13 protein-coding genes and 9 tRNA genes are annotated in these 14502 nt (G+C 31.2%); 20 read left to right on the forward strand and 2 right to left on the reverse strand.

Annotation, left to right across the window (positions count from 1 at the left end; genetic code table 11):
- The first annotated feature begins 78 nt into the window (after nucleotides 1–78).
- The 14 genes from RWL85_RS07275 to RWL85_RS07340 all read left to right on the forward strand — a co-directional run bounded on the left by RWL85_RS07275 (nucleotide 79) and on the right by RWL85_RS07340 (nucleotide 4693).
- Nucleotides 79–155 (forward strand) — tRNA-Met (locus RWL85_RS07275).
- A 29-nt stretch (nucleotides 156–184) separates the two neighbouring features.
- Nucleotides 185–261 (forward strand) — tRNA-Ile (locus RWL85_RS07280).
- Nucleotides 262–269: 8 nt separating this feature from the next.
- Nucleotides 270–362: transfer RNA gene (locus RWL85_RS07285), tRNA-Ser, on the forward strand.
- 10 nt (nucleotides 363–372) lie between these two features.
- Nucleotides 373–446 (forward strand) — tRNA-Met (locus RWL85_RS07290).
- A gap of 12 nt (nucleotides 447–458) precedes the next feature.
- A tRNA-Asp gene (locus RWL85_RS07295) sits at nucleotides 459–534 on the forward strand.
- A gap of 25 nt (nucleotides 535–559) precedes the next feature.
- Nucleotides 560–635: transfer RNA gene (locus RWL85_RS07300), tRNA-Phe, on the forward strand.
- A gap of 4 nt (nucleotides 636–639) precedes the next feature.
- Nucleotides 640–712, forward strand: a tRNA-Thr gene (locus tag RWL85_RS07305).
- Between the two features lie 14 nt (nucleotides 713–726).
- Nucleotides 727–810 (forward strand) — tRNA-Tyr (locus RWL85_RS07310).
- 5 nt (nucleotides 811–815) lie between these two features.
- Nucleotides 816–886: transfer RNA gene (locus RWL85_RS07315), tRNA-Trp, on the forward strand.
- A 270-nt stretch (nucleotides 887–1156) separates the two neighbouring features.
- On the forward strand, nucleotides 1157–2041 hold the full coding sequence (locus RWL85_RS07320; protein ID WP_314086602.1) for a ParB/RepB/Spo0J family partition protein: 885 nt from the start codon (nucleotides 1157–1159) through the stop codon (nucleotides 2039–2041).
- Nucleotides 2016–2777, forward strand: coding sequence for an AAA family ATPase (locus RWL85_RS07325; RefSeq protein ID WP_314086604.1), 762 nt, complete (start codon nucleotides 2016–2018; stop codon nucleotides 2775–2777). Before RWL85_RS07320 ends, RWL85_RS07325 begins: the two co-directional genes overlap by 26 nt.
- Nucleotides 2770–3630, forward strand: coding sequence for a ParB/RepB/Spo0J family partition protein (locus RWL85_RS07330; RefSeq protein WP_314086606.1), 861 nt, complete (start codon nucleotides 2770–2772; stop codon nucleotides 3628–3630). Before RWL85_RS07325 ends, RWL85_RS07330 begins: the two co-directional genes overlap by 8 nt.
- Before the next feature lie 2 nt (nucleotides 3631–3632).
- Entirely contained in the window at nucleotides 3633–4496 is an 864-nt protein-coding gene (locus RWL85_RS07335; protein ID WP_314086608.1) for a mechanosensitive ion channel family protein, read from the forward strand.
- An 11-nt stretch (nucleotides 4497–4507) separates the two neighbouring features.
- Nucleotides 4508–4693 carry a DUF951 domain-containing protein gene (locus RWL85_RS07340; protein WP_003143961.1) on the forward strand — a complete coding sequence of 62 codons (186 nt, stop codon included), beginning with the start codon at nucleotides 4508–4510 and terminating at the stop codon, nucleotides 4691–4693.
- A gap of 46 nt (nucleotides 4694–4739) precedes the next feature.
- Here the strand turns inward: RWL85_RS07340 and RWL85_RS07345 are convergent, their stop codons facing one another.
- Nucleotides 4740–5288 carry a VTT domain-containing protein gene (locus RWL85_RS07345; RefSeq protein WP_314086611.1) on the reverse strand — a complete coding sequence of 183 codons (549 nt, stop codon included), beginning with the start codon at nucleotides 5286–5288 and terminating at the stop codon, nucleotides 4740–4742.
- A 317-nt stretch (nucleotides 5289–5605) separates the two neighbouring features.
- On the opposite strand from RWL85_RS07345, the gene ychF reads away from it, so the two are divergent.
- Together ychF and RWL85_RS07355 are read left to right on the forward strand one after the other, a co-directional pair.
- Nucleotides 5606–6706: a redox-regulated ATPase YchF gene (ychF, locus tag RWL85_RS07350; protein ID WP_314086613.1), complete on the forward strand. Its 1101-nt coding sequence runs from the start codon at nucleotides 5606–5608 to the stop codon at nucleotides 6704–6706.
- Between the two features lie 105 nt (nucleotides 6707–6811).
- Entirely contained in the window at nucleotides 6812–8107 is a 1296-nt protein-coding gene (locus RWL85_RS07355; RefSeq protein ID WP_314086615.1) for a DUF6792 domain-containing protein, read from the forward strand.
- A gap of 152 nt (nucleotides 8108–8259) precedes the next feature.
- On the opposite strand, the gene RWL85_RS07360 is transcribed toward RWL85_RS07355, so the two are convergent.
- Nucleotides 8260–10581 carry a transglycosylase domain-containing protein gene (locus RWL85_RS07360; RefSeq protein ID WP_314086617.1) on the reverse strand — a complete coding sequence of 774 codons (2322 nt, stop codon included), beginning with the start codon at nucleotides 10579–10581 and terminating at the stop codon, nucleotides 8260–8262.
- A 179-nt stretch (nucleotides 10582–10760) separates the two neighbouring features.
- Between RWL85_RS07360 and tyrS the strand changes: the two genes are divergently transcribed.
- Genes tyrS through RWL85_RS07380 form a run of 4 tightly spaced genes read left to right on the forward strand, consistent with a single transcriptional unit; the run spans nucleotide 10761 to nucleotide 14124 of the window.
- On the forward strand, nucleotides 10761–12014 hold the full coding sequence (gene tyrS, locus RWL85_RS07365) for a tyrosine--tRNA ligase (protein ID WP_314086619.1): 1254 nt from the start codon (nucleotides 10761–10763) through the stop codon (nucleotides 12012–12014).
- 34 nt (nucleotides 12015–12048) lie between these two features.
- Nucleotides 12049–12723: a ribose-5-phosphate isomerase RpiA gene (rpiA, locus tag RWL85_RS07370; protein ID WP_314086622.1), complete on the forward strand. Its 675-nt coding sequence runs from the start codon at nucleotides 12049–12051 to the stop codon at nucleotides 12721–12723.
- A 17-nt stretch (nucleotides 12724–12740) separates the two neighbouring features.
- Nucleotides 12741–13784: a hypothetical protein gene (locus tag RWL85_RS07375; RefSeq protein WP_314086625.1), complete on the forward strand. Its 1044-nt coding sequence runs from the start codon at nucleotides 12741–12743 to the stop codon at nucleotides 13782–13784.
- 22 nt (nucleotides 13785–13806) lie between these two features.
- Nucleotides 13807–14124 (forward strand): metal-sulfur cluster assembly factor, encoded by a 318-nt coding sequence (locus RWL85_RS07380; RefSeq protein WP_003147395.1) that lies wholly within the window; start codon nucleotides 13807–13809, stop codon nucleotides 14122–14124.
- The last annotated feature ends 378 nt before the right edge of the window (nucleotides 14125–14502 follow it).

A 14502-nucleotide genomic window follows, 5' to 3' on the forward strand; every position in this document is an offset into this window, starting at 1 on the left:
GCCTGCTTTGCACGCAGGAGGTCAGCGGTTCGATCCCGCTAGGCTCCACCATTTTAAATAATGAATTTAGCCTTTATTGGCGGCGTAGCTCAGCTGGCTAGAGCGTACGGTTCATACCCGTAAGGTCGGGGGTTCGATCCCCTCTGCCGCCACCAATAATAGTTAGTGAATTCTCTAGGAACACGGACTCTTAGCTCAGTTGGTTAGAGCTATCGGCTCATAACCGATCGGTCGCAGGTTCGAGTCCTGCAGAGTCCACCATTTATCAAGGAGGAATACCCAAGTCCGGCTGAAGGGATCGGTCTTGAAAACCGACAGGAGTGTAAAAGCTCGCAGGGGTTCGAATCCCCTTTCCTCCTCCATTTTTATTATCGCGGGATGGAGCAGTCTGGCAGCTCGTTGGGCTCATAACCCAAAGGTCGATGGTTCAAATCCATCTCCCGCAATTTTCATAGTTAGGTCCCGTGGTGTAGCGGTTATCACGCCTGCCTGTCACGCAGGAGATCGCGGGTTCGATTCCCGTCGGGACCGCCATTTTTTTATGTAAAAATTAAATATTGCCTCGATAGCTCAGTTGGTAGAGCAATGGATTGAAGCTCCATGTGTCGGCAGTTCGACTCTGTCTCGAGGCACCATGTTGCCGGCCTAGCTCAGTTGGTAGAGCAACTGACTTGTAATCAGTAGGTCGGGGGTTCAAGTCCTCTGGCCGGCATTTTTTTATATTATGGGAAGATAGCGAAGAGGCTAAACGCGGCGGACTGTAAATCCGCTCCTTCGGGTTCAGTGGTTCGAATCCACTTCTTCCCACCATTCTTAGGGACGTAGTTTAACGGTAGAACAAAGGTCTCCAAAACCTTTGGTGTGGGTTCGATTCCTGCCGTCCCTGTATATATTAAGTGTAATCATTTATGATTACACTTTTTTTTACTTAAGTTAAGATATATCGGATAATATCTAATTGAGTTCCTAAATCTGTTCATAGTTTGTGTTTTTAATTACTGTTTTTATAATTCTTGTTTTATTATTTAGGAAATAATATTTATTTAGTGATTAATATTACGGATTATATGATGTATATATATTGGGAAATATTTTTGACAAATGTTCTTAAATGTGTTAATGTAGTATTGTAGAGAATTGATATAGGAGGTTAAATATGACAGAAAGTGTAAAACCATTTAGTAAGCTTTATGATTTAACACAACGAGCCGAAAAAGTTGGTATTTCTGATGACGATGTTTTAAGAGAAATATTAGTTGAAAAAATTGTTCCAAATAAGTATCAACCTAGAAGAGAATTTACTGAGGATAAAATTAGGGAATTAGCTGAATCTATAAGACAAAATGGATTATTGCAATCTATTACTGTTCGTGATATAGGTAATGGTTTTTATGAACTTATAGCTGGAGAACGTCGTTTAAGGGCTATTAAATATTTAGAGTATGCAAAAACTAAGGCTATTGTTAAAGAATTAACTGATGAGCAAATGGCGACATTGGCTTTAATAGAAAATATTCAAAGAGAAGAGTTAACACCTATTGAGGAGGCATATGCCTATCAAGAATTATTGAGTATCAATAAGCTTACTCAAGATGAACTTGCTAGATCTTTAGGGAAAACTCAAGCTACTGTTGCCAATAAATTAAGATTATTAAAATTAAGTGATAAAGTTATAGACGCAATAAATACAAAAAAGATTACTGAAAGACATGGTCGAGCAATGGTTAAACTCGATGGGCCTACTCAAGAGAAATTACTAGTTCAAATTTTATCTCAAAACTTAAATGTCTCTCAAACTGAAGAAAAAATTGATACTTATTTAAAGATAAAAAAAGATATTAAAGTGTTTAATAGTAATTTTAATTATGATGGACAAAAAATCATAGCCAAGCTTGTAAAAGAAATAGCTAAGTTAGAAGAGAAATACAATGTTAATCTTAATAAAGAAGAAGAAGAAAATATGGAGAGTATAGTTATTAAAGTGACTATACCCAGATTTGCGGATAAAGAGGTAAATGATGAAAATATTAGCGATATGTAACCAAAAAGGTGGTGTAGGTAAAACTACAACTTCAATAAATTTAGCAGCATCTTTAGCACATTTGAAAAATAAAGTGTTATTAATAGATACTGATCCACAAGCAAATGCTACCAGTGGTGTTGGTATTGATAAGGCAAGTATTAGTCAATCAATTTATAATATATTAGTTGATGAAGTAGATATTAATGATGTTATTGTAAAAACTGCATATGAAAATTTAGATATTGTTCCTTCTAGCATTGCTTTAGCAGGAGCTGAGGTAGAACTTGTTTCTGCAATTAGTAGGGAGCAACGCATGAAAAATGCTATTTCTGAGATAAAAGAGGATTATGATTATGTGGTAATTGATTGTCCTCCTTCATTAGGACTTATTACACTAAATTCATTAACTGCAGCAGATGGAGTAATAATACCAGTACAAACAGAATACTATGCTTTAGAAGGGCTTAGCCAGCTTATGAATACATTTAACATAGTTAGGAAGCATTTGAACTCTAAATTGGATATTTTTGGTGTATTACTTACTATGACTGATAGTAGAACAAATATATCTAACCAAGTAGCAGAGCAAGTTAGAGCTCATTTTAAAGAAAAAGCATTTGATACAGTTATTGCTAGAACTGTACGTTTAAGTGAGGCGCCAAGTTTTGGTGAACCTATTATTGAATATGCAAAAAATTCTAATGGAGCCAAACAATATGTATCATTAGCTAAAGAGGTGATTGAACGTGGCTAAGAAATTAGGTAAAGGTTTAGGTCGTGGACTTGATGCTATTTTCGCTACTGAAAATGTTGAATTAGTTACTGATAATGATAAAATAATTGAAATCTCATTAGAGGAAATTAAAAAAAATCCGTATCAACCACGTACTTATTTTAATGAAGAAAAATTAAATGAGCTAAAAGATTCTATTGAAAAAAATGGTTTATTACAACCTATAGTTGTAAAAAAAGCGATAAAAGGTTATTACATTATAGCAGGTGAGCGCCGTTATAGAGCTTTTGAACTCTTAGGTAAAAAAGAGATTCCTGCCATTATTAAAGAGATGACAGATGAAGAAATGATGATTTTTGCGGTCTTAGAAAATTTACAACGTGAAGATTTGTCAGCTTTAGAGGAGTCGGAAAGTTATAAAAACTTGATGGATAAAATGTCGTTAACTCAAGAAGAGTTAGCTAATAAACTTGGTAAAAGTAGACCGTATATTGCTAATAGCTTACGTTTATTAAAATTGCCTACAGAAATTAAAATCAAACTAGAGCAAGGATTGATAAGCGCTGCGCATGCAAGAACATTACTTTCATTAAAAACTAAAAAAAATATGGAAGAAGTCTGTACTTTAGTAATTGAAAGAAAGATGTCTGTTCGTGAGTTAGAAGAATATGTAACAAAGTTATTGAAACCGAAAGGGGTTAAGAAACCTAAGGCTAAGGATATTTTTATAGAAGAACAAGAAAATATTCTTAAAAAACGTCTTGGAACTTCTGTAACGATTAAACAAGGACGTAATAAAAAAGGTAAGATTGAAATTGAGTTTAAAGATAATGATGAGTTTGAACGTATTATTTCATTGTTTAAGGAAGAATAATTATGAATTTTGTTGAAAAAATACAAGCTATAATTAAGAATACCGATTTATTAATTACAGTTTTAGAGAAAATATTATTAATTTTATGTATTTTCGTTGTTGCTTCAATAGTTGTTCGTATATTTAGTCGAATTACTGATTACATAATAACAACGAGAGATAATGCCAATAAGAAATTTAATATAAAGTTTAATGAGAAACGATCAGAAACTTTACATAAACTTGTAAGAAGTGCAGTTCGTTATACAATATACTTTATTGCATTTTTCCAAGTATTGTCAATCCTAGGAGTTAATACTACGAGTATTGTTGCCAGTGCAGGTATAGCATCGGTAGCTATTGGTTTTGGTGCACAGAGCTTAGTTAAAGATATTATATCTGGATTTTTCATTATTCTTGAAGGACAATTTGATGTAGGAGATAATGTCAAGATTTATAATCAAGCTGCATTTATTGCCGGAGGCTATGTAATGTCACTTGGCTTACGTTCTACAAAAATTCGTTCTAAAGATGGTGAAGTATACTTCATTCCTAATGGTACAATTAATCAAGTAGTAAATTATTCTTTAATGTATAACCTAGCATTAGTAGAATTACCAATTAAGATTGATGAGTCTATTGAAAACATTGAAGAGAGAGTTAATAAAGTAATAGGTAAAGCTAATAATAGTAAAGAATATCATGAATTATTATATAAAAATGATAAGTTACACATTGATTATATAGAAAAAATTGCAGATAATGTTGTTACGATACATGTTATCGGAAAAGCTAAAGTCGGAAAGAAAAATGATGTTGAAACGAGATTAAGACGTGATTTCTATAAGGAGTTCGAATCATTATTAACATCAAATGAAGAAAAATAGGAGGTTGGATTATGGAATATGAATTAAATGACATAGTTGAAATGAAAAAACAACACCCTTGTGGCACAAATAGATGGCAAATTACACGTATGGGGGCAGATATAAAGATAAAATGCCTAAAGTGTGATAACAATATTATGATGCCAAGACGTGAGTTTAACAAAAAAATTAAAAAAATAGTTGAAAAAAATTCATAATATGAAAAAGCTAGTGAATCTCGATTTGAGATCCACTGGCTTTTCATTATCTATTAAATCTCTTTGCTACTTTAGAACTAATGAAGCCAAAAGCTAAAACAATAATTATTCCGTATAAGAACTCAATACTTCTAATATTATTTAGAGTAGTTCCAAAGTGTAACCAGATCATTTTCCCAGGAATTAGCCCTATAATATTACCGATGAAATATTTTTTAAAAGATATTCTAGTTAATCCATATGAGTAACAAATAACGCTGTTTGGAAGAACAGGTATTAATCTATAGATTATTAAAAAAATCATAAGTTTATTTTCACTTATACCGAAAATTGTATCATATTGTTTTTTCGATAATTTTTTAGCTAAGTATTTTTCTACATAATCACTGGTAAAGTATCTTGCAATAAAAAACATTGCACTAGTATATATCATTGCAGAAATTATTGAAAGGATAAAACCATGGGTAAAACCAAATAAATAACCACCAATTGCAGAAAATATCCCTGGTGGGAATAAAAATATTGGTAATATAGATGCTAGTATTAAAAAGACTATAGGTGCAAAATCACCAAATTGCGCTATAAAATCCTGCATAGTTTCTCCTCCTTATAAAATAATATTCTTATTATATCATAAAGCTGGGGAAATAAGCGAATAAAAACTAAAAAGGAGTGACTCGAAAATTGTGATTTCAGAGAAATCAATTTTGATGAGTCACCTAGGTAAAGATTTTTAGATATTATACTTCTTTTATTAAATGGATTTCAATACCATTTGTATTATTAACAAAATATTTTTAATTAGCATAATAATAAATGATAAGTTTCGTGTTTTATGTTATAATAGTTAAGTTGAGTAGGCAAGACCTAAGTAATATAAGAAATTAATGAAGAAAAGGAGTGATTAATACTATGGCATTAACAGCCGGAATAGTAGGATTACCAAACGTAGGAAAAAGTACACTTTTTAACGCAATTACAAAAGCAGGAGCATTAGCTGCGAACTATCCTTTCGCAACAATTGATCCAAACGTAGGAATTGTAGAAGTACCAGACCACAGACTAAATAAATTAACAGAATTAGTAGAACCTAAAAAAACAGTACCAACATCATTCGAATTTACTGATATTGCTGGTATCGTAAAAGGTGCGTCTAAAGGTGAAGGATTAGGAAATAAATTCTTAAGCCATATCCGTGAAGTAGATGCAATTTGTCAAGTTGTTAGATGTTTTGAAGACGAAAACATTACTCACGTTGCTGGTGGAGTAGATCCATTATACGATATCGAAGTTATTAACTTAGAGTTAATCTTAGCTGACTTAGAAAGTGTTGAAAAACGTATTGGACGTGTTGAAAAACAAGCTAAACAAAAAGATAAAGATGCAGTTGCAGAATTTGCTGTGCTTTCTAAAGTGCGTGATATTCTTAAAGAAGAAAAACCAGCAAGACTTTTAGAATTAGATAAAGAAGAGCAAAAAATTGCAAAAGGATTACATTTATTAACAATGAAACCTATGCTTTATGTTGCTAACGTGAGTGAAGATGATTTACTAGATGTTGATTCTAATAAACACGTTGCAAGCGTACGTGAATTTGCTGCTAGCGAAGGTAGCCAAGTAATCGTAGTTTGTGCGAAAATTGAAGAAGAAATGGCTTCATTAGAAGATGAAGAAAAAGCAATGTTCTTAGAAGAGTTAGGAATTGATGAAAGTGGATTAGACAAACTAATCAAAGCAAGTTACAGTCTATTAGGATTGGCAACATACTTCACTGCAGGTGTGCAAGAAGTACGTGCATGGACATTCAAAAAAGGTATGTTAGCTCCTGAATGTGCTGGAATTATCCACTCTGATTTCGAACGTGGATTTATCCGTGCTGAAACTGTAAGTTATGACGACTTAGTTGAATACGGAAGTATGCCAAAAGCTAAAGAAGCTGGTCGTGTTCGTCTTGAAGGTAAAGAATACGAAGTAAAAGATGGCGACATTATGTTATTCAGATTTAATGTATAATATTAAAAAAAATTCTATATTTTCTCATTAACGGGGAAGATATAGAATTTTTATATTATTAATAAAATATGATATAATTGATTTTATAAAAGGGGTGATATATTGATGTTAAGGTTTTTTCATAATCCATTACTTGTAGCAAAACTAGCAGAGTATGAGTATTTGATAAAAGGAAATAAAAAACAGAGCACTATAGAATATAAGATAAAAAGACTTATAAAAGATATTACTGGAGAGGTTTTTGATGAGATAGAGGTGTATAATAGCGGACTATCGATACCTAAAATAACAAAAAATGGTTTTCAAGCGACGGCGATATATATACCACAGCTAAATGAACTTTTAGTTATTTATAGAGGAAGTGAGAGTGAAGATATAAGTGATTGGTATTATAATTACACAGGAATTGTATCCGGAGAAAATACTAGTCAATTAGACTCAGCATGTCAATTTATCAAGTTTTTAAAAAGAAAGATTATTAATTTTGATTCGTGTTATAAGGTTGCAGCAGGACACTCCCTTGGTGGTCATTTAGTGATAACGGTAGAATTATTAAAGCAAACATATCAAAGGGTATATACATTTAACACTGCTTTACCTCAGTTAAAGCAGTTGAGAAAATATGATAAAAAATTTAATAAAAAGTTACAAGAATATTTTTTAGAAAAAGATTTAGAGGAGACAAATAAACTTCAAGATTTTACTGCTAATTACTATGCCAAAAATGCTCATCATATTTATAATTTTGTAAGAAAAAATGACTTTGTTCAATCGTTAAATATGACAGTAGGAACATTTAATGTAGGAAAAACAATTGAGTTTCCAGCAATCATAAAAAAATTTGTTAAGCCTGAAGAGTACCTAACTGAAGAAGACACATACGAATTAGATAAAATTTTTGGTGATTTTTATAATAGATTATTGGAGAAAAATATTACGCCAAATAATGTAGTTGAGAATCAAAAACAAGTTGCAGATGAATTTATAGGATTACTTGTAGAGAAAATAAAGACTCCTATTCAAAGGCAAATAAGTAATCTTAGATTAAAAAATGAAGAACAAAATGATGGTAGTAGCAAAGTAGCTGATTCATATAGAACGTTTAAGGCGATTTATAATTATTTATTGTATTTAGCATACTCAGGAATTATACCTGACGATGTTATTAAAAGTAAAGATAGTAAGGATGCGACATCTCTTTATAAAAAAGTTATGGGAGATACAAGCAAATCGAATCTTAAAAATTTACTAAAACCATTACAGGAATTCTACGCATTAACTAGAGCTATATATACTTTAACCCATGCTAAAGCATTAGATGATGTAGAGGGTTGGTCTGAAATAGCAAAAGCCCATGATTTGCCGGCTTTATACGATGAGTTGGTTAAATTGAAATCATAAAAATGAAGTTAGAATATTAAAATATAAATTATGTAAGTTGAACTTTATGGAAATAATGTGATTTAAAATCTGTAAGAATAATTCAATATTATTAAATTATTTAAATTATAAGAAGAGATTGACCATTTTACATTTTAGTCAATCCCTTCTTTTTATTCTTCATCATCTTCAGTAATAATAGTCGACCTTAAGATAGTAGGAGGGGTAGATTCGGTAATAGAAATAGTATGTCCTTCTCTTTCCTCTCTTTTGTCTTTATTATCTTTATCTTTTTCATCTTTTTTCTTAACAATAAATTTAGTAGGATCTGCGAATGATAGATTTTTATCTATATTGAATCCTAATTTTGCCAGTGTTTTTTCTTTAGATAGTTCTTTGAAACCAGCAGGAATAATATCTGATGTTCCTCCAGATGCATTATTATATGGATTTATGTTTGAATTTACAACAGATTTTGGTCTGGAGAAGGCGATATCTGGAGCAATAAGATTTTTATCTAATGTATATATAGCATTCATAATTGCTACCCAACTTCTTTGAGCATAATCATAACTTGGTACTTTAGCAGGGCTATCATATCCGTTCCAAAGTCCAACGGTTATCTTAGTAGAGCCACCAACAACCCAAAGATCTTTATAGTATTCAGATGTTCCTGTTTTAACAAATAGATTCTTAGAGTTGAATTTCAGTTTGCTTGGCATATCATGAGATGTTCCGTAGCTTTTATTAATTACATCACCAAGCATATCAACAATTAGATAGCTTGTAGCTTCTTCATAGATTTTTACTGGAGAAAAATCAACTTTATAAATAAGCTCGTCATCATCGTTACGAATTTCTTCTATGATATGAGCTTTTTTGTGTTCACCTTTGTTGGCAAACGTAGAAAAAGCACTAGTATTTTCTGTAACTGAAAGTCCGTATGTCATACCCCCAATGGCAGTTGCTAAGTTTGTTTTATCTCCATCTGTAAGTCCTGTAATATCCATTTTTTCAAGATAATTAGTAACAGGATCTTCTTTATAGAATGAAGAGTATAATCTTACAGTTGCTAAGTTAAGAGATCCAGCAAGAGCCTGTCTTGCAGGTAAGTACCCGTGTTGAGACATATCATAGTTTTCAGGACTCCAACCATAATGATTAAACCTTTGGTCTAATAGAGTAGAATTAGGTGTAATATAACCTTTATCTATTGCAGGTCCGTATACTAATAATGGTTTTATTGTAGAACCAGGGGAACGACGAGTCCTTGTAGCATGGTTAAGCTGTTGTTTATTATAATTCATTCCTCCAATAAAAGCGAGTATTTTTCCGCTATTATTTTCAATAACAGAAACACCTATGTCTAAAGGATAGACAACTCCGCCATAAGAATAAGTAGGATAAGAAGCAAATTGTTTTTTCGTTTCTTGTAGTGTATCATAAAGTTTTTTATCAAGTGTAGTTTTTACTTTATATCCACCAGTGATAAATTTGATTCTACTTTTTTCTATCAAGTCATTTCTGTATTCAGCATTATTTTTAAATTCTTCTTCTTTATGGTTTTTTGTTGCAGTTTGTTCGGCAAGAATTTCAGAAACAGAATTAGTAACTTCATCTCGAATATATGGATAATCTGTATACTCAGAATATTTTTGTTTAGTGAAGGCACTTTTAATATTGAAAGTTTTAGCTGTTTCAAAGTCTTCTTTTGAAATAAAGTTGTTAGAAAGCATACGATCTAGTACATATTGTTGTCTATCAAATCCCGCTTGAAGCTCTTCATCAGGACGAATATTTCCTGCTGCATCAAATGGTGTATATTTATATGGTGATTGAACAAAGCCGATTAGATAAGCAGCTTGAGCTATATTTAAATCTTTAGAATGGATACCGAAAATACCTTGTGCTGCAGTCTCAATACCACTAATATTTTGTCCTAGACTATTTTTACCGAATGGAGCTACGTTTAGATAGTTTTCAAGAATTTCATTTTTAGAAAAATGATTATGGACACGAAGCGCCAATAATATTTCTTTAGCCTTTCTTTCGTATGAACGCGAATTATCTAGAAGCTGATTTTTTACTAACTGTTGAGTGATGGTACTACCACCAGTTGATCTAGCACCAGTTGCTTCACTATGAGTAGCTCTTAAAACAGCCCAAATATCAATTCCACTGTTAGAGTAAAAGTTAGAATCTTCACTCGCTATAATTGCATTTTTAACATTATCTCCAAGTTCTTCATATGTGACAGTTTTTCTTATTAATTCTGAATTAATAGTACCTAATTTTTCACCACTTCCGAAGTAAACTTCACTATTTTTACTAATGTTATTTATTTGTTCTTTCATTTCTTTTTGAGTTAAGACAGGTTGATCTTTTACCAATCCACCTACATAACCGATGGCAAGCCCCGCACTTAAACTAATAAGTAATCCAATTGAAAGAAGGATAGCTTGCGTCATAGAAGTTAGTATCTTCTTAATTTTCATTGTAATCTCCTTAGATTGCATACTATTAGCTATATTATATCATAATTTCAAATGAAAAACTAAATTATATGATAGGAGGGATTGAGTTTGTTTTAAAATATAATAAAAAGATAAAAGAAAAATAAAAAAATGTGATATAATTGTTATAAGTGTATTAAAATTGTTATGGAGGTATTTTAATGAGTAAATTATTAGAAGATTTAAAATATAGAGATTTAGTTTATCAACAAACAGATGAAGAAGGAATTAAAGAATTATTAGAAAAAGAAAGTGTATCGATCTACTGTGGTACAGATCCAACTGGTAATTCATTACACATAGGGCACTTACTACCATTTTTAACATTAAAAAGATTTCAACAGCACGGGCATAAACCTGTTATTTTAGTAGGTGGAGGAACTGGTATTATCGGAGACCCATCAGGAAGAAGTGAAGAACGTCAATTACAAAGCCTTGAAGTAATTGAAGATAATGCTCGTCGTCTTGAAGCACAACTTCGTAATATTTTCCGTGGGGATGACAATATCGAATTCGTAAATAACAGAGACTGGTTAGGAAAATTATCTATGATTGAATTTTTACGTGATTACGGAAAATTAGTAAATATTAATTACCTACTAGCGAAGGATTCTATTTCAAGTCGTTTAGATAATGGATTATCATTTACAGAGTTCAGTTACACTATTTTACAAGGTATTGACTATGCATACTTAAATGAGCATCACAATGTTAAATTACAAATTGGTGGTTCAGATCAATGGGGTAATATTACTACTGGTTTAGAAATCATGAGAAAACTTCGTGGTGATGTAGAAGCATACGGATTTACTATTCCATTAATGTTAAAATCAGATGGAACTAAATTCGGTAAATCAACTGGTGGAGCAGTATGGTTAGATCCAGAACAAACAACACCATATGAATTCTATCAGTTCTGGTTCAATACTGCGGATACAGAAGTAGTACCTGCACTTAAAAAATTCACATTCTTAGAAAAAGATCAAATTGAAGCATTAAGAGAAAGTTCAGAAAAAGAACCACACTTACGTCTAGCTCAAAAAGCATTAGCAGAAGAGATGGTGAAAATTGTTCACGGTGAAAAAGCATTAGAAAGTGCATTAAACATTACAAAAGCATTATTCTCAGGAAATATTAAAGAGCTAACTCACGATGAATTAAAAGCAGCTGTTAAAGGAATGCCAAAATCTGAATTAGAGAAAAAAGAATACAATATCGTAGATTTCCTAGTTGAAAGTAATCTAGTTCAATCAAAACGTCAAGCTCGTGAAGATGTAAGCAATGGAGCTGTTTATGTTAATGGAGATAAAGTTACAGATCTAGAGTATGTTGTTGATACTAAAGATAGATTAGAAGATGGATTTACAGTACTTAGACGTGGTAAGAAAAAATATCTATTAGTAGAATACAAATAAAATAAAAGTAACATATATAAAGAGGGGATTCGAAATGAATTTAAAAGAAGTTGTTGGTAAAAAGGCTGTAGAATATGTAAAAGATGGTATGATCGTTGGTTTAGGGACAGGTTCGACTGTATTTTATTTTGTTCATGCGCTAGCTGATAGAGTAAAAGAAGGATTAAATGTTGAAATGGTATCAACATCGATTCAAACGGTTGAATTAGCCCAAAGCCTTGGTCTTACTATTAAAGAATTAGAAGAAATCGATCATATTGATCTTGCGGTTGATGGAGTAGATGAAATCGATAAGGATTTTAATGCGATAAAAGGTGGCGGTGCAGCATTATTTAGAGAAAAAATAGTTGCTGATATTGCTCGTGAAGTAATCTGGATTTATGATGAGAGTAAAGATGTAGAAAAACTTGGTAACTTCAACCTACCTGTAGAGATATTGCCATTTGGTTATAGTCATACGATTAGAAAAATGGAAGAAGCGGGCTTAAATCCAGTGTTAAGGTTAAAAGATGGGAATACTCTAATAACAGATAATAATAATTTTATTGTAGATTTACATTTAGGGCATGGATTTGATATTAAATCTGTAAAAGAAAAACTAGAAAGCATAGTTGGAGTAGTAGAACATGGTCTATTCTTAAATATGTGCAAACTATGCATTAAAGGAACAGAACAGGGAGCTGTAATTATAGAAAATCCAAATAATTAAGGGCGTGAAGGAAAGTTATGAGAAAGAGTTATTTAAGAGGAACAAGGTTAAAAATATTCTTGACTATAATTTTAGTTTTTGTTAGTTTAATCGCCATTAGAGCTTCGTATAGTAGCTACACAAAATCTGCTGAAACGTTATATACTGAAGGTGATCAATTCACAGGGAAACATTTTGGAATTACTTATATTAAATTAGAGGGTCTTGAGGAACTAGATATAGTAGATGAAAAACTAGCTAACGATGAAAAATTTTATATGGTTCAACACGAACATGGTTTTGTAATATTAAAGGCTACAAAAGAAGATGTTAAGAAATTAATTCACAGTAGTGATGTTCCAGAGGGTAAAATAATAAATCTAAAAGATAAAAATATTTATTCTCGTATTGATGTAATACGAGAAAAAGGAAGTAAAGGAAGAACTAATATTTCTTCTGAATTGTTATATAAATTTCAGGATGTTGAAAAACATAGTTCTTTGATTAACGATAGAATTTCAGATGTATTTAAAGAATTAGGTTCAAATAGAACAGCATCTAATTATAAAAGTAAAATACAAGAAAAGCCCTTTGTGTCTAATGTTTATATAACAGTACCCGGTAATTTATATTATTTAAAGACTTATGGATTGACTGTGGTTATTGTTTTGGCTACATTATTTTTAATTAGATCTATAATAACGGGTATTAGAAAGTCTAGAATTGAATATGAAGAGTTATTTATTGAATATCCAGAGACAGAGTATGATATAGATATTTTACTGAGGGAAGCAAAATATATAAATAAAAATTTAAAAGTTTTGATATATAAAGATGCATTAATATTCTATGATGGGGTCTTTAATTTTGAATTATTATCGAGATTTTTGAAGATTACTTTTAACGCGGTAAGAGATTCGAAAGGTAGAGTTATAGAGTATACAGCACAGTTTTATAGAGACTTTGAAGATGATGAAGTAGTAAAAATTTCTTCAAATTATAATAATATAAAAGTAGATATTATTGAATTAGGAAAAACATTAAAAGAGAAATACGGAAAAGAAGTGGAATATGATTTTTAAGAATAAGGAAGAGGTGTAAGAAATGGAAACATTAAAAGATAGAGTGATAGAAGCATTAGAAAATGTAATAGACCCTGAGCTTGGTATCGATATTATGAATTTAGGATTAGTGTATGATGTTAAGATGAGTGACGATAATAAACATGCTATCGTTGATATGACATTAACATCTATGGGGTGCCCTTTAGCGCCAATTATTATAGAACAAGTGGAGACAGCTATGTTAGGTGTTGATGAGATAGAAAAAGTTGATGTCAACATAGTATGGGAACCAGCGTGGACAAAAGACAAAATGTCACGCTATGCTAAGATTGCCCTTGGAGTAATTGATTATGAATAGAATATAAATACAATTTGAATGGAAAATCCTAATTTAACTGCATTTTTAGTTGTTATAAATGTTACAAATCTATTTAATTCAATTAGGTTCCCCACTAAAAAACCACCAAAAAATATTTGGGAATAAATTTTCGAAAAGATAATAATATTTATTAGTAAGTAAATCAATATTAGATTCATAAAAAATATAACAACGGTGAAAATATTTTAAAATATTTGATTTCTTACCTTATCTATGCTAAAATATAAATATAAAAAGAGAGAGCCGTTTTAAAGACGGTGGCTTGAATATCTAATTATTAAAAATAACTATCTTACTCTAAGGGTAATAGCCCCCAAAATTTGGACAAATTTTGGAGGGCTATTTATTATGAAATTA

Source organism: uncultured Gemella sp. (assembly GCF_963515875.1).
GTDB lineage: Bacteria > Bacillota > Bacilli > Staphylococcales > Gemellaceae > Gemella.